The following is a 13,616-nucleotide window of genomic DNA, read 5'->3' on the forward strand; positions in this document are numbered from 1 at the left end:
CGCCCGGTATCCGATCGGCCGGACCGTCCTGTTACCTTCTCCCGTCGCCACTCGTCATAGGTGCGTCGACCGAATTCGAACGGTCGCCGCACCCACGAGTGAATCGAGAACAGGATGCTGACCGACATCATGTACGTGACGATCTACGTCACCGATCAGGACCGCGCGCTGGAGTTCTACACCGAGGGGCTCGGCCTGGAGAAGCGGCTCGACTTCCCGGGGCCCGACGGACGTTTCCTCACCGTCGGCGTTCCCGACAGCCCGGTGCAGATCATCCTGTGGTCGCATGCGGCGGCCGCGGGACAGCCGGGCGGCGCGGGTGCGCCCGGTCCGCTGATCCTCGAATCCGAGGACTTGCGAAAGGATTTCGAGATCATGCGCCGGCGCGGCGTCACCTTCGAAGAGTCCGAACCCGTGGACTATCCGTTCGGGGTCCGCGTCGAGGCGGTGGACCCGGATGGCAACCGGATCTCGCTCCGTCAGCAGCTCAAGCCGTGACCACCCACCCGTCCGGCCTCGTGGCCGAGGCATTCGAAGCCCAGCGCGATCGGCTGCGCGCCGTCGCGTACCGCGTGCTGGGCTCACACGTCGACGCCGAGGACGCGGTTCAGGAAGCCTGGATGCGCCTCGCCCGCCAGGACGCGGCGACCATCGGCAACCTGGCCGGTTGGTTGACCACCGTGGTCGGCCGAATCAGCTTCGACCTCCTGAGATCCCGCCAGGCCCACCCGGAATCCGCCTACGGGCAGGAGTCTGCGGACCTCGTGGTGACGCCCGCCGACGACCCCGCGCCCGACGAGCAGGTACTGCTGGCCGATTCGGTAGGCCTCGCCCTGCTCGTCGTACTCGACTCGCTCACCCCGACCGAACGTCTGGCCTTCGTCCTGCATGACATGTTCGCGGTCCCGTTCCAAGAAATAGGCCAGATCCTGGGCAAATCCGCCGACGCCTCCAAGATGGTCGCCAGCCGCGCCCGCCGCAGGGTCCAAGCCAGGGAACGGCCGACGGGCCCCGGCCGCGAGCACGGCGCGGTCGTTCAGGCCTTCCAAGCCGCGGCCGTCAGAGGCGACTTCGAGGCGCTCCTGCGTGTCCTCGACCCGGACGTGAAGCTGACCGTCGACACCCCCGACGGGGTGGTCGTCACCCTCGGAGCCACCAAGGTCGCCGCCGGCGCCCGCATGTTCTCCGGCGAGGTCGCCCGCCACCGCCCCGTGCTGCTCAACGGCATCCCCGGTCACATGTCCTGGCGCCCCGACGGAACCCCTCTCTCCGTCATTGCCTTCACCGTCGTCGAAAGCCGGATCACCGCCATCCGCATCGTCGTCGACCCGTCCAAACTCGCGTCGATCCCTCTGGCCGCCCCGTCCTGAGCCGGTGTCGCCAGGTCTGCCCGTGCCTGTGCAAGATACGGCGGCTGCGAGCGAAAGGGCCGGCCACGGAGGGGGTCGGCCGCCGGACGTTCAGACCGTGAGGCTGAGCTATGCCTGCCGGCTCGCCGTCGGGGTCGAGGACGCGGGGATCGCCGTCCTGGATCCCGTTCTCGGGGAGGGGGTCCAGTGCAATGCCGACGGCCAGGGGAGGCTCTGAGACGACGGTGGGGTTGTCGATGCTCCGGACCCGGTCGCCTTCGGCCAGCGCTTCGAAGACGAGGTGTGGTCCGGCGTAACCGTGGGCGGGATCATCGTGCTGAGGGTTCCGCCATGCCCGCGAGATTGATCAAGCTCACCGCGCCGTGAGACTCAAGAAGAGCGGGTGCCTGCAAACGAGGCCGGCGCCGTCGCGGATACAAACCAGCAGGTAGCGCGACACGCGTTCCTGCGGCAGATGTACGACGACTCGTACTTCCCTGATCACGTGGTCGACCAGGGAAAGGCGATCCTGCTGCGGCTGTGCGAGCAGGTTGAGGCCGAGCAGCCTTCGGACCTGGAAAGCATGAATGCGCTGACCCGGGCTGCGGCCGAGGCGTTCAACCTGCTGGACAGGGAAGTCTCGTAGCGGCCCGGAGCGAGATCGAGACGGTCGCGCTTGAGTGGATCTGTGACTCGTCTTGCTTCGTCGCGTCGGCATACGGGTTCACGGATGCGGATGCGAATGCGGAGGAGCTGGCCGCCGGCCGGGACTTGGTGAACGAGGACGGGAAGGTCACCTCCGATCAAAGCCATTCGTTGAGAACTGCACTCAGCACGGTGGCCTCGTAGCGGACGGCGAGCTTGTCGTATCTCGTGGCACGTAGCCAACCGTCACCGTCCCTCGTGCACTCGCGAGAGACAGCCGCTCCTGCGGAGTCCTCGCGTCGGAGTCCGTGATCGAAGTGTGCCTCAACTCGTGGATCAGGTCTGTTCGGATTCCCTACCCGCCTGCGAGTAGCACGCCGCAGGCGGGGTATGCGCTGTCTCCGCGTATTTGCCGCGTCATTGTGGGCACACGGCGAGACTTCTTGCTCCGACGGGTTGTGATTCGACGTCTCAGCGTCTGCACGCCTCCGAAGGACGTACCCTGCACAGCAAGCGATCCTGGCCCCATTCGGCCAGCCCACATCACGCAGGAGCCAATCGTGCCTTCATCAAGTACCGCCTTTCACAGCATCGACACGACAACTTCCGTGCTCCAGAAAGAACTTCCTCAGCTGGAGCAGCTCCAGCAGGATCTCGAGAAAGAGCTGGCTGCGGTTTCCGAACGTGTGCTCTCGGTCCGCGCGGCATTGACGGCTTTGCTGGCCCTGGCCGACACGCCGGCACCGCGCGTCGTACAGGAGACGGAGCCGGAACCGGCTACGGCGGAAAGCGAAGCTGCAGTTGAGGCTTCCGAAACGGTGACGCCCGACGAATCCGGATCGGTCCCCGCACCTCGCAAGGCCACCACGTCGCGCTCCACCCGTCAGCGGAAAGCCGCGCCTCAGCCTCGCGGGCGTAAGGAACGTCCCTCGGCCAAGAAGCCCCGCGTCACTGCCGCAACACAGGAGACTCCTTCTGAGACCCAGGGATCCGGCGGCCTCACCGAGCAAGTGGCCGCCGTCCTGACGCAATCGCCGGACAGCCCCATGCGTGCACGTGACGTCGCGAAGGCACTCGGCCGTGACTCCTCCACGAGCGCCATCAACACCGTCCGCAGCACACTCGACCGGCTCGTCGCCACCTCTCGGGCCGCCCGCGCCGGCCGAGGCCTCTACCAGGCTCCTGCCAGCTGACACCAGGCTTGCTGGACACCGGAGCCCGCCGACGTGGGCACCGCGCACCGGCCGAACGCCGTTGATGGCCGGCGGCCGGTGGGCCGGTGGCCGGTCGGAAGGTCTCGCCCATGCAGGCCAGGGGAAGCCCAGTACATCCTGCGCAGGGCAGTGGCGACCGCGCTGGCCACAGCGAGGTCGGGCCCGAGATCGAGAGCCTACTCATCGACGGCCGGCTGCAGCGGAGTCTTGTAAGGCTCAGCTGATGAACCACGGCCGGACGCGCTGGACCACTGCCAGTTCTGCGTAGGCCCCGAGGCATTTCACCCCTTCATGGCCGTGCCCTTCACTGCACCTCCGGGCGGTTCGGGCTCCGCTTGACTCCCCCGACGCGCATGTGCAGTTCCTGGAGGGCCGCGGTTTGACGGACCGTCGGTCTCGGCTCTCCCGCCGGGTCTCGCGCTGAAGCCGCTCGCCGCGTCGATACCACCGATCCATAGCCGCCGCGGTCCCCGCCGCAGAAGGCCCGACAAACTCCACGGTGACCAGGGCTGCGACTACCCTCACCTGCGGCATTGGCTCCGCTCCCGCGACATCACGCCACGATCGGCCGCCGTGGCATCGAGACCTCCGGCCGGCTCGGACGCCACCGATGGGTCATCGAACGGACCATGTCCTGGCTCGCCGGTCGCCGTCGGCTCCACCGACGCCATGAACGCAAGCCGGAACACCTCCTCGCCTTCACAGCCATCGCCGCCAGCCTCATCAACTACCGACGACTCACGAAGTGAAACGACGTTCAAGGCACACCGTCGACTGTGATGAGCCGTGGCCCTTCGAGGCCGGCGTCATGCGCAGCCCGTCTCATCGTCTTCGGAGAGCGATGAGCGGACTCTGCGCACCATGAAGGGTGGCAGAAGCGGGTTGTCGGAGGGGGCCATCCAGTCGAATCGACTGCGGACGCTGCGCAGGCGGGCAGCAGCACTTTCGGCCTCGGTGGCGCCCTTCATCGCGCGGTGCTGGAGGGCGCCGTCGACGATGGCACCCAGCGGGGCGTCGGGGAACTTCTGCCAGCGTTTCGGGCGGCGGCCGTTCATGCGTTCCTCGACAGCGTCGGCGCGGACATCGTCGGGTGAGCCCAGGAGTGCCGTCAGCGCGGTCTGTGCGTGACGCCGGTTGGCACTGTTGGGAAACCGCTTGTTTCGACGGATGTTCTTGCGTGAGCTCTTGTCGTTCTCGCCGTAATTGTTCCGATGGTCTTTGACGTAGCTCAGCCGCTTCTTCTCTTGGGGTGTCTTGCGCTTCACCGTCCCGTGCCTCCTCCGGCTCCCAGGGGCGTCAGAGTAGCCATGTGCGGGCGTGTCGGCCACGCCGTTTCCGGGCGCCGGACGGCAGGTGGATCACGTGCCAGAACGCTACGGACCAACGCGGTTCCCCAAGGCACCGTGCTCATCGTGGACGGCACCCTGGTCCCCACCCCGCGACCACAACACCGCCGAGCGGTCGAAGAACCACCGGTACTCCACCAACCACCAGGTCGTCATCGACGCCGACACCCGAGTGGTCGTCGTGGTCGGCCAGCCCCTGGCCGAAAACCGCAACACTGCCAGCGACTCGGGTTGTGATCACGCCCGCCGGAGGGAGAGAGGCACCGCAGAAGATTCCCGTGTTAGAAGAGATCCACGTGCCGCGGCAGGCAGGCTGGCAGGCAGGCGGACGACCGCAGACGCGAGCCGACCGTGTCAGGGGCAATGGATAAGGCGTACTCGCCACGCAGCGACCGGCGTCGACTGCGCAGGCGCCAGATCAAGCACGCCATCCGGATCCGCCTATCGCTCCGCCCGGCGTGACACACCCCGTTCAGAGGTCCGTTGCCCCCGGATAGTGGTGGCGAAGTTCGCTGAGTACACGCTCGTCGACAGCCCTGACGTCCCACAACGAGCTGTCGAATTCGGTCAGGACGACCATCAGCTTGTCCCCGGCGAACCCACGTGCCTCGGCGTCGATCAACTGGAGGAAGGGGGTCGTCAGCGACAACAGTGTCAAGGTGTCCATGCCGGCGTCGGCAGACCTTCTCTCCATCTCGACACAGCGTGGATCGACGATCCCGTCGAATTCGACGCGCCACGTCAGGTCCAGTCCGAAACTGCCGAGGCGGACCAGAAGTTCAGCCAGGGTCACGTAGTGCTTTCCGTGCCAGGCAGGGAACGTGATCCCCTTCATCCCCGCCTCTGCTTCGGCCGTGTCACGTGACATGCGCCCCCCTTCGTTCCGTAGCAGACACTAAGCCACGGCCTTGAGCAGCTCACATGATTCATCGGACAGGCCCGGGGCACTGTCCGGCGGATCATGTGACGGTCGGATTGTCGGCTCGTTGTTCCCGGCGTGGGGCGGGGTGATCTGACGCATGCCGAGTAGGTCCGGCTGGAGGCACACGTGCCGGCGTCGGGACGGCGTGGCGGACGGTGGAACGATCACCGCAGAGTGATCAACAGGATCTTGTTCCGGGTCGGAACAGGCATACCGTGGCGGGAACTTCCTTGAACGCATCCGCGCTCCCCGTCCGCAGGGCGGCCATCCGCGCACCCTGCCGGATCGCGTCCGTGGCGACAAGGCGCACGGCTCACGCCGCTTCCGCCGCTACCTGCGAAGACGCCAGATCAAGCACACCATCCCCGAACCGAAGGAGTAACGGGCCAACGGACCAACCGCCAACGGCACGGCAGCGGTTCACCTCGGCGGGTCCTCGCCTGTGAGCCCGTCGACGGATTCCCGGATGAGGTCGGCGTGACCGGCGTGGCGGGCGTACTCCTCAACGAGGTCGAGGAGAATCCGACGGAGGTTGGGGCGTTCGCCGCTACGGGTCGTGTAGGCGCCGAGCTGGTCCAGCCCGCCCGTGCTGAGCGCCTCGTCAACGAGGGCACGGGAGCGGGCGACCGATTCCTGCCAGAGAGCGAGCAGTCGCTCCGGGGTGTCCCCGGCGGCGGAGCGGTAGTCCCAGTCGGGAGTGCTCTCCCAGTCGACTGTGTCCCAGGGAGCACCGACGGGGGAGCCTAGCCACAGCCGGGCGAAATGACTGTCCTCCACGTGCGCCAGGTGCTTGAGCAGGCCGCCCAAAGTGATCGTGGACGTGCCGAGTGTGGCGCGAAGTCCGGCGGCGTCCAGGCCGGAGCACTTCCAGGCCAGCGTAGCCCGCTGGCGTTCGAGGGCGCCGAGGACGGCTGCTGCCTCGGTGCCTGCGAGTGGGGGTTCCGGCCAGGCTTCTGCTGTGGTCTCAGTCATGGCCGCAGACCCTAGCGAACGGAGCTGACAGTGCGGCCGGCGGGCGGGCACCGTCGCTGTCCCTGTCTTTGCAGTCGGCGATGCGCATCACCGCCGTCCCGGCCTAGGCTCCCTCTCATGGGACACCCTGTACGCACCGACGACGGGCGGCTTCTGGTGGCCGAGGAATGGGGCAATCCTTCGGGTACCCCGGTGCTTCTCCTCCACGGGACGCCCGGTACCCGTCTCGGCACCCTGCTGCCCGGGCTCGCCGAGCAGCACCCCGGCTTCCGGTTCCTCGCCTACGACCGTCCCGGCTACGGGGAGTCGCGGCGCGCCCCGGGCCGCCGGGTCGCCGACGCGGCCCGGGATGCGGCGGCCGTCGCCGATGCCTTCGGCGTCGAGCGGTTCGCGGTGGTCGGCCGGTCCGGCGGGGGTCCGCACGCGCTCGCGTGCGCGGCGCTGCTGCCGGATCGGGTCCGGGCGGCCGCCGTACTGGTCGGGCTCGCTCCGCCGGACGCGGCCGGTCTGGACTGGTACGCGGGCATGACCCCGTTCAACGTGCGCGAGTACGGTCTGGCCCACGCCCATGTGGACGGGCGGGACCCCGGTGGGCTCGAACGGGACCTGGCCGCCCGGGCCGTCGCCATCCGGCGGGACCCGGTACGCCTCCTCGACGACCTGCGTGCCGACCTCTCCCCCCGCGACCTGCCGGTCGTCGAGGACCCCCGGGTACGCGCGGTACTGCTGCGCACCTACCAGGAGGCCCTGCGGGTCTCGCACCACGGCTGGCTCGACGACTGCCTGGCCTTCGTCCGCCCGTGGGGCTTCGACGTCTCCTCCGTCGCTTCGCCCGTGCTGCTGTGGCACGGCCTCGACGACGCCTTCTCGCCCGTGGCGCACACCCGTTGGTTGGCCGGACGGATCCCCGGCGCCGAGCCCGTCCTCGTACCGGACGCCGGTCACTTCGCCGCCCAGTTGGCGCTGCCCGACGTGCTGCGCTGGCTGGACGGTCAGGGCGTCGGGCGCTGATACGAGGTCGAGCGAGCGCCCTTCAACGCGTCGAGGATCCGCTCGTGGCTGTCCCCGACGACATCGCTGACACGGACCCTGATGTGGAGCGCCTCGACCTCGTCGACGAAACGCTGGGAGAAGGCACCGAGCATCGTCGTCTCGTAGGAGCCGGTGCCCACCAGCGGGAATCTCCCCATGGTGACCAGCTGGAAGTCCTCCCCGACGGTGAGCCCGGCCCCGGTCAGCACCTCCGCCACGCCCTGGACGTCGGTCCACGGGGCGGCGTGCTGCGGGTCCTCACCGCGCAGGACGGCCCGGCACTCGTAGGCCTCGACCACCACGGTGTGCGAGCCTCCGTTGAGCAGCCCGACCTGCCATTCGGGTACGCCGCCCCGCAGGTGCCCGGTCGTCCAGTCGGCGCGCCAGCCCAACGCCGGCCGTACGGTACGGGCGTACTGGGCCCTGGCGAGGACCGCACCGGCCGCGACCGCGAGGAGGCTGCCGAGCGGCTCCATGTCGAGCAGCTGCAGCCGCCACGGCCATTCGGCCCGGGCCGCCGCCGTCATGTTGGCCCGGACGGCCTCCCAGCCGAGCACCGCCGACAGCAGGACGAGCAGCACGATCGGCACCGTGAAGAGCAACGGGCTGCGTCGCACCCGCCGTTGAGCGTCCGCCTCGATGGTCGGCCCACCCCGCCTGAACCTGCCCACGGCCACTCCCCCGGTTCTCGAACAACGGTCCCCCAGCCGCGCGTACGACCAAGGGGCCTCAACCGGCTCATGGTGCCCGAACCGGGGCGCGGCCGACTAGGGCGCCAGCCCGGCACATTCCCTCGCCGACCAGTGCAGCCGGCCCCGCACGACATCCCGAAGGGGTACGAGTCCCATTCCCGTGGAATGAGTGTCCAGCTCATCGGGATCGTCGCCCGTCGGCCCAGAGCCGGTGTCACCCGAATCGCGCGCCGAGGCCGACCGCAGTCCTGCCGCGGTGAACCGAAGGGCGTAGTCCTGCCGCGGTAAACCGAAGGCGGCCGGGGACGGGGTGGGTCTAGCCTGGCGGCTTTGCACGTCGCGGAGGAGGGTTCCCTTGCTTGTCATGCCTGGGCGGCGGACGTCGACGATGGAGCTGTTGGCCGTTGAGGCGGCGGGGCGGGGGATGGTGGTCCTGGCCGCGGAGGAGGCCTCCGCGGCGGCGGGACCCACGTACTGGTACGGGGGGCCGGTAGCAGCCGCACGGTTGGCCGACCAGCTCGGGTTCGCCTTGCTCGAACCGGCGGATGACTGGCTTGCCGAGCTTCCGGAAGAGTTCACCGGGCGGGAGGTCCGTGCGGCAACCGTCCTGGATGCATGGGCGATCGAGCGGCCGACGTTCGTCAAACCGCCGCGGGACAAGTCCTTCCCGGCGGACGTCTACGCAGACGGCTCCCGGCTGCCCGCCGGTCTGGACCCGGCGACGCCGGTGCTGCTCTCTGAGGTGGTGACCTTCGCTGCCGAGTACCGGCTGTTCCTGCTTGACGGACAGATCGCCACGGGCAGTCGGTACGCGGTGTTCGGCCGGCTCGACCCACACCCGCTCGACAGGCACGGGCCCATCGCCGCGGAGATCGACGAGTTCGTCGACCGCCTGGTCGCTGCAGCCGGGTCCGCCCTGCCGAGCGCCGTCGTTGTGGACGTCGGACAGGTGCTCGACACATACCGCCCAGGCCATCGGTGGGCCGTGGTGGAAGCGAATATGGCGTGGTTCTCCCACGCGTACGCCGCCGAGCCGGCGCGGGTGCTGGACGTGGTGCTGCGGGCAGCCGGGCCGCGCGAGGACGTGAAACCGGCGGATCTGCCGTTCGTGCGGCACTGAACCTCTCCGACCTCGCGGGATCCCGATCCCTCGGCGTCCGGCACGGCCCGCCCGAGCCGGTTCCCCCGCGCCCTCACCGACCGGGACTTGGCCAGACCGTAGTTGGAGGAAGATGCCTGCATCGGAGCCGACGCCGGCTCCTCACCGGCCAGGACCCGCTGCGCCCTGCGCTCACGAGTCCCGTGTCAGTGACCGACCCACCGGAGACAGCACCTTCTGCCCCCTGGTCTGCACAGGCTGCACCTGGCCGTTCCCGCCTGCGTCGCCGTCCGGCAGGAAGCCGCGCTGCCAAGGGCTCAGTGTCGACTGACTGTCAGTAGGACAGCGCAATGCCTGTGCAGCTCCCGATCCCCCGCGGTGGGGGCGCCGAGGACCAGCTGGAGCGAGCTGGACCCCGAACTGGCCTGGGGCGAGGAGGACCGGTTCACGGAGTGGGGCGAAGCGATCGGTCGCCCTCTCTACAGCGGGACGGCGGTCCTGACGCGTCTGAGTGGATGCGCCCGCCCGGTGCAACGTGCGACGGCTTCCCGGGCGGGCTCTGGTCTCATCGTCCGTCAAAGGGGCCCACAGCGCACTCCGGGCGGGTTGTCAGCCATCCTGCTGCACTTCACACGTCTGCCGTGCGGCAGCCGCGGCCAGTGCGCGGCCGCCGCAGCCCCCAGGCTTCGCCGATCCGCAGGCCGCTCGCGAGGAGAACGCTCAGCAGGAGGCGATCACGTGCCGGGCGCGCGGCTGCGACGATGCGCGACTGCCGCTGTACCGCTCGGGTACGTCCCGCCACGTCACATAGACGGCAGAACCTAGCAACTCGCCTCGGCGCCACCGTACGAGTCGATGCTGACCGAGTAGCCGGCCCCGGTGGTGAGGTCGGGGCGGCTTCCGTGACCGTCCTCCGCAAGGCGCTCGGCGGTGAGGAAGACGATCCACAGGGCCATGTCCTCCCTGGTGAAGCACACGTTGCCGGGCAAGGCTTCGGGGTCCGGAACCCATCCGTCCCGTACCGCGGCCGTCCGGTAGTGCGCGGCCACGTCGGCCTGTGTACCGGGGAAGGTGTAGGTCCGGTCGGCATACACCACGACGTCGCCGCTGTCCGCCCAGCAGCCGGCGTCCACCTGCTCGAACCCCCGGGCGACGGCGGCCCGGTCGGGCCGGGAGTCGAGGATGTCGAGCGCCGCCATCTCCTTCACCCGGTCGTCAGTCCCCTCGCAGTCCCTGGCGAGTTCCAGCAACGCGCAGCCGGTGAGCGTCGCGGCCGCGAGCGCGGTCGACAAGAGCAGGGATATCGGGCGGGTGGTGCCTGCCCGCAGGGACAAAGCCAGCTCCAGGGTGAAGGCCGGGGCGGAAGGCGGAGGGACCGCCGGACAAGAGAGTCATCCGTGCCGGCTCCGGAGCAGGCACGGCCCAGTCCTACCAGCAGCCGTGACCCGCGCTCCTGATGTGAGCATGGCACCTTGACGACACCTCTTAGTACCAAGGACGGGCGTCGGACGTGGGCAGCGGGCGCAGTTTCGACCAGCGTACGAGCATGCGGTCGGCCAGGGCGGAGCTGAGGCGGCCGACGGCGTGCAGGTGATCGTGGTCGCGGGTCATGTCGGCGACCACGCCCAGGCGGTGGACAAGCCGCTCACGGGCGGAGGCGTTGCCCCACTCGAAGTCCTCGGCGGGCACCCGGGCGAGCTGGTCGACCGTCCCGCGATGGGCCCGCTCGACGAGGGCGTCTCCCTGGATCAGCCAGCCTGCACACGCGTCGGCGAGGTCACCCGGCACGTCCTTTCCAGTGAGGCCGCGCCAGGTGGACCGGTAGACGTCCTCGACCTCCGTGAGCGGGGCCGCGGTGACCGACATGGCACACCAGCAGGTGGGGAAGCCGATTCGGAAATAGGCGAGTTCGATCAGGCCGTTGCCGAGCGAGGCCCGCTCGAAGTCGACGAAGCGGACGCCGTCGGCAGTGCGCAGATCGTTGCCGGGGCAGGGGTCGCCGTGCAGCAGCGCATGGTGCGGAGTGGGGTCCAACCGCTCCAGAAGACCTGCGAGTTCATCGGGAACCGTGGACGGTATGGGCACGTCGAGCGCCCTGGCCAGGGCGAGGAAGGACTCCGCGTCTGCGGCCGTGGGCCCCGACCAGACCGGTAGTGCGCCCGCGTCGGCGGGCCCGGTCAGGGCGTGCAGCCGGGCGAGCGACTCGGCGTACCCCGGCATCCAGTCGTCCGTCTTGCCGAGGTCGTCCAGGTGCTCGAGGACCATCACCCGCGAGGGCAGGTCCGTGGCAAGCACCGCGGGGGCCACGGCGCGCCCGGAGGCCCGCCCCGCCAGTCCCAGCCCGGCGACCTCCCGCGCGAAGCGCGTGCTCGCGTCGGCGCCGCTGTCCCCGTCGTCGGTGATCTGCTTGACGATCACCAGGCGCCGGTCGGCCAGCCGCACCCGCCACACCCGTGACCGCGGACTGCTGTCAAGGAGTTCGGCCTCCTTGGGGGTACCCACAGTGGAGAGCAGCGTTTCATCGAACGGAACACGGTTCAGCATGTCGACGAGCGTAGCCCTCGCTTCGCACGCGCGAGCCAGTGCCCTGGCCTCGCCGAGTCATGCTCGGGGGCTGGTTCCAGAAGCAGATGCCAACGACCCCGACCATGATCGGGCGGAGGTCTTCGCCCGTGAACCGCCGTCGGGTTCGAACCGACCAACCCCGCGTCACGAGAGGGGGAGGGCGGCCCTGCCCCCGCCCCGCACGGTGGGGAGACACACTGATCCTCTGCACGGGCTCAGGCAGCGCCCCTCATTCCGCAGGTGCGCGCACAGACGCAGTACCTCGTCGCTCTGACCAGCGACAACACCATGCATGGCATCCCCCACTACGATTCCAGTGCTTGAATGGAACGTCATGTTTGACCGAGCAAGGAGAAGCGCTGTGCCCTTGGTGTCCGTCGTCATGCCCGTGTACAACTCGGCAGCGACGCTCGGTGCATCGGTTAGGTCGGTGCTCTCGCAGACCCACAGCGACCTGGAGCTGCTGGTCACCGACGACAGGTCTTCCGATGACTCCTTGGACCTGCTCATGGAGTTCGCCCGGCAGGACGAGCGCGTCAAGCCGGAGTCGGCACAGGTCCAGGGCGGTGCCGGCCGGGCACGCAACCTCGCCATCGAGCGGGCCCGGGGGGACTACGTCGCCTTTCTCGACAGCGACGACCTGTGGCTTCCGGAGAAGACCGAGCGGCAGATCGAGTTCGCCGCTGCGGGCGACGCGCCGTTGACGTTCACCTCGTATTACAAGATGGCCGCCGACTACGACGGCGAGAGCGTCGACTTCACCCCGAACGGGCGGGTGGTCCGCGCACGGGAACACGTGGACTACCGCGCGATGCTGGTGCGGGACTACATCGGCGCTCTGACCGCCATGTACGACCGCAATGCCCTCGGCACACGGCTGATGCCGGAGATGCGGAAGCGGCAGGACTACGCCCTGTGGCTGTCGATCATGCGGGACGGCGCAGACGCCCGGGGCCTCACGGAGCCGCTTGCGGTGTACAGGGCCCATCAGGCGGGTTCGCTGTCCTCCAACAAGCTGTCGCTGGTCCCGTACAACTGGGAGCTGTACCGCCGGCACGAAGGGCTGTCGGTCCCCCGGGCGACGCGGGCGCTGACCGGTGCTGTGTGGCAGTCGCTGCGCAACTCGCGGATCTGACGAGCTCGCGCACGTGCGCGGAAGCGGAAGCGGAAGCGGCGAGACGTCGAGGATGCCGGCGGAGCTCGGTGTCCACTTCTGCTGTACGGGGATCGGCTTCGCGGCCTGCTGAGGGAACAACGGGCCGCGGCAGCCGGCCTCGCCCCGCCCCCGGCCCGAGCGGCGTGGACGACATCACTCACCCGATCTCGGTGTGTGCCGGTCCTGAGTCGTAACGGTCGAGAAACTCGTCCGCTGGGACGTCGAGCGCGTGCAGTTGGGAGAACACCTCCGTACCCACGCCCACCTCCTCGTCGCCGTCGGAGATCCGGTATGCCTGCACCATGTCGAGGACTTCGAAGTCACCCTCCCGTGCATACTCGGCCGACTCCCGCTCGGCCCGTTCGATGGCATCGTCGAGTGACCGTGCCCGGAACACGACGACGCGCTCCTCGTAGGGGCGGTCCTCCCAGGTCAGCCATCGATAGAAGGTTCTGACGCCGTACCACGCCTTCGGCTCTTGCTTCGTCACCGGTCTGCATATCCCCTCGCGATCGTCACCGGTCTGCATATCCCCTCGCGCTATCCCCTCGCGCCACACCGTGATCACCGTAGAGAAAGATCCGCTTCCGCAACGGGCCCTGCGGTGATCCTTCCTGATACCGG

15 protein-coding genes and 4 pseudogenes are annotated in these 13,616 nt (G+C 69.0%); 12 read left to right on the forward strand and 7 right to left on the reverse strand.

Going from position 1 to position 13,616, the window contains the following annotated elements; genetic code table 11:
- Window positions 1-114: 114 nt before the first annotated feature.
- From E0F75_RS01440 to E0F75_RS01460, 6 genes and pseudogenes are all read left to right on the forward strand, one after another.
- Window positions 115-498 carry a VOC family protein gene (locus tag E0F75_RS01440; RefSeq protein ID WP_187620564.1) on the forward strand — a complete coding sequence of 128 codons (384 nt, stop codon included), beginning with the start codon at window positions 115-117 and terminating at the stop codon, window positions 496-498.
- The gene (locus E0F75_RS01445; protein WP_187620565.1) at window positions 495-1,370 is read left to right on the forward strand and encodes a sigma-70 family RNA polymerase sigma factor; all 876 of its coding nucleotides are present in this window, start codon (window positions 495-497) and stop codon (window positions 1,368-1,370) included. Before E0F75_RS01440 ends, E0F75_RS01445 begins: the two co-directional genes overlap by 4 nt.
- 382 nt (window positions 1,371-1,752) lie before the next feature.
- Complete coding sequence (locus tag E0F75_RS40305) at window positions 1,753-1,995, forward strand: DUF5713 family protein (RefSeq protein WP_308189532.1); 243 nt, start codon at window positions 1,753-1,755, stop codon at window positions 1,993-1,995.
- Between the two features lie 38 nt (window positions 1,996-2,033).
- Window positions 2,034-2,198 (forward strand): hypothetical protein, encoded by a 165-nt coding sequence (locus tag E0F75_RS40310; protein WP_308189543.1) that lies wholly within the window; start codon window positions 2,034-2,036, stop codon window positions 2,196-2,198.
- A gap of 404 nt (window positions 2,199-2,602) precedes the next feature.
- Window positions 2,603-3,187, forward strand: coding sequence for a hypothetical protein (locus E0F75_RS01455; RefSeq protein WP_194479899.1), 585 nt, complete (start codon window positions 2,603-2,605; stop codon window positions 3,185-3,187).
- Between the two features lie 387 nt (window positions 3,188-3,574).
- A pseudogene (locus tag E0F75_RS01460) lies at window positions 3,575-3,957 on the forward strand (IS5/IS1182 family transposase); the annotation flags it as partial.
- Between the two features lie 57 nt (window positions 3,958-4,014).
- On the opposite strand, the gene E0F75_RS01465 reads toward E0F75_RS01460, so the two are convergent.
- Window positions 4,015-4,473 (reverse strand): hypothetical protein, encoded by a 459-nt coding sequence (locus tag E0F75_RS01465; RefSeq protein WP_187620567.1) that lies wholly within the window; start codon window positions 4,471-4,473, stop codon window positions 4,015-4,017.
- Between the two features lie 138 nt (window positions 4,474-4,611).
- Here E0F75_RS01465 and E0F75_RS01470 point away from each other — a divergent pair.
- Window positions 4,612-4,786, forward strand: a pseudogene (locus E0F75_RS01470) (IS5/IS1182 family transposase); the annotation flags it as partial.
- A 1-nt stretch (window position 4,787) separates the two neighbouring features.
- Window positions 4,788-4,986: pseudogene (locus tag E0F75_RS01475) on the forward strand (IS5/IS1182 family transposase); the annotation flags it as partial.
- Between the two features lie 40 nt (window positions 4,987-5,026).
- Here E0F75_RS01475 and E0F75_RS01480 read toward each other — a convergent pair.
- The gene (locus E0F75_RS01480; RefSeq protein WP_229312422.1) at window positions 5,027-5,422 is read right to left on the reverse strand and encodes a hypothetical protein; all 396 of its coding nucleotides are present in this window, start codon (window positions 5,420-5,422) and stop codon (window positions 5,027-5,029) included.
- 168 nt (window positions 5,423-5,590) lie between these two features.
- On the opposite strand from E0F75_RS01480, the pseudogene E0F75_RS01485 reads away from it, so the two are divergent.
- Window positions 5,591-5,855 (forward strand): annotated as a pseudogene (locus E0F75_RS01485) (transposase); the annotation flags it as partial.
- A gap of 41 nt (window positions 5,856-5,896) precedes the next feature.
- Here E0F75_RS01485 and E0F75_RS01490 read toward each other — a convergent pair.
- Window positions 5,897-6,448 (reverse strand): DinB family protein, encoded by a 552-nt coding sequence (locus E0F75_RS01490; protein ID WP_187620568.1) that lies wholly within the window; start codon window positions 6,446-6,448, stop codon window positions 5,897-5,899.
- 117 nt (window positions 6,449-6,565) lie between these two features.
- On the opposite strand from E0F75_RS01490, the gene E0F75_RS01495 reads away from it, so the two are divergent.
- On the forward strand, window positions 6,566-7,459 hold the full coding sequence (locus E0F75_RS01495; protein WP_187620569.1) for an alpha/beta fold hydrolase: 894 nt from the start codon (window positions 6,566-6,568) through the stop codon (window positions 7,457-7,459).
- Here E0F75_RS01495 and E0F75_RS01500 read toward each other — a convergent pair.
- The gene (locus E0F75_RS01500) at window positions 7,441-8,097 is read right to left on the reverse strand and encodes a hypothetical protein (protein ID WP_229312423.1); all 657 of its coding nucleotides are present in this window, start codon (window positions 8,095-8,097) and stop codon (window positions 7,441-7,443) included. The genes E0F75_RS01495 and E0F75_RS01500 overlap by 19 nt on opposite strands.
- A gap of 463 nt (window positions 8,098-8,560) precedes the next feature.
- Here E0F75_RS01500 and E0F75_RS01505 point away from each other — a divergent pair, with 463 nt between their 5' ends.
- Window positions 8,561-9,292, forward strand: coding sequence for an ATP-grasp domain-containing protein (locus E0F75_RS01505; RefSeq protein WP_187620570.1), 732 nt, complete (start codon window positions 8,561-8,563; stop codon window positions 9,290-9,292).
- Window positions 9,293-10,092: 800 nt separating this feature from the next.
- Here E0F75_RS01505 and E0F75_RS01510 read toward each other — a convergent pair.
- Complete coding sequence (locus E0F75_RS01510; protein WP_187620571.1) at window positions 10,093-10,605, reverse strand: hypothetical protein; 513 nt, start codon at window positions 10,603-10,605, stop codon at window positions 10,093-10,095.
- A gap of 151 nt (window positions 10,606-10,756) precedes the next feature.
- Entirely contained in the window at window positions 10,757-11,815 is a 1,059-nt protein-coding gene (locus tag E0F75_RS01515; protein ID WP_187620572.1) for a phosphotransferase family protein, read from the reverse strand.
- 382 nt (window positions 11,816-12,197) lie between these two features.
- Here E0F75_RS01515 and E0F75_RS01520 point away from each other — a divergent pair, with 382 nt between their 5' ends.
- Window positions 12,198-12,971: a glycosyltransferase family 2 protein gene (locus E0F75_RS01520; RefSeq protein WP_187620573.1), complete on the forward strand. Its 774-nt coding sequence runs from the start codon at window positions 12,198-12,200 to the stop codon at window positions 12,969-12,971.
- A gap of 178 nt (window positions 12,972-13,149) precedes the next feature.
- On the opposite strand, the gene E0F75_RS01525 is transcribed toward E0F75_RS01520, so the two are convergent.
- The gene (locus tag E0F75_RS01525; RefSeq protein WP_229312424.1) at window positions 13,150-13,482 is read right to left on the reverse strand and encodes a hypothetical protein; all 333 of its coding nucleotides are present in this window, start codon (window positions 13,480-13,482) and stop codon (window positions 13,150-13,152) included.
- Window positions 13,483-13,616 lie beyond the last annotated feature (134 nt).

The sequence above is a fragment of the Streptomyces sp. CB02980 genome (assembly GCF_014451325.2).
In the GTDB taxonomy this organism is placed as follows: domain Bacteria; phylum Actinomycetota; class Actinomycetes; order Streptomycetales; family Streptomycetaceae; genus Streptomyces.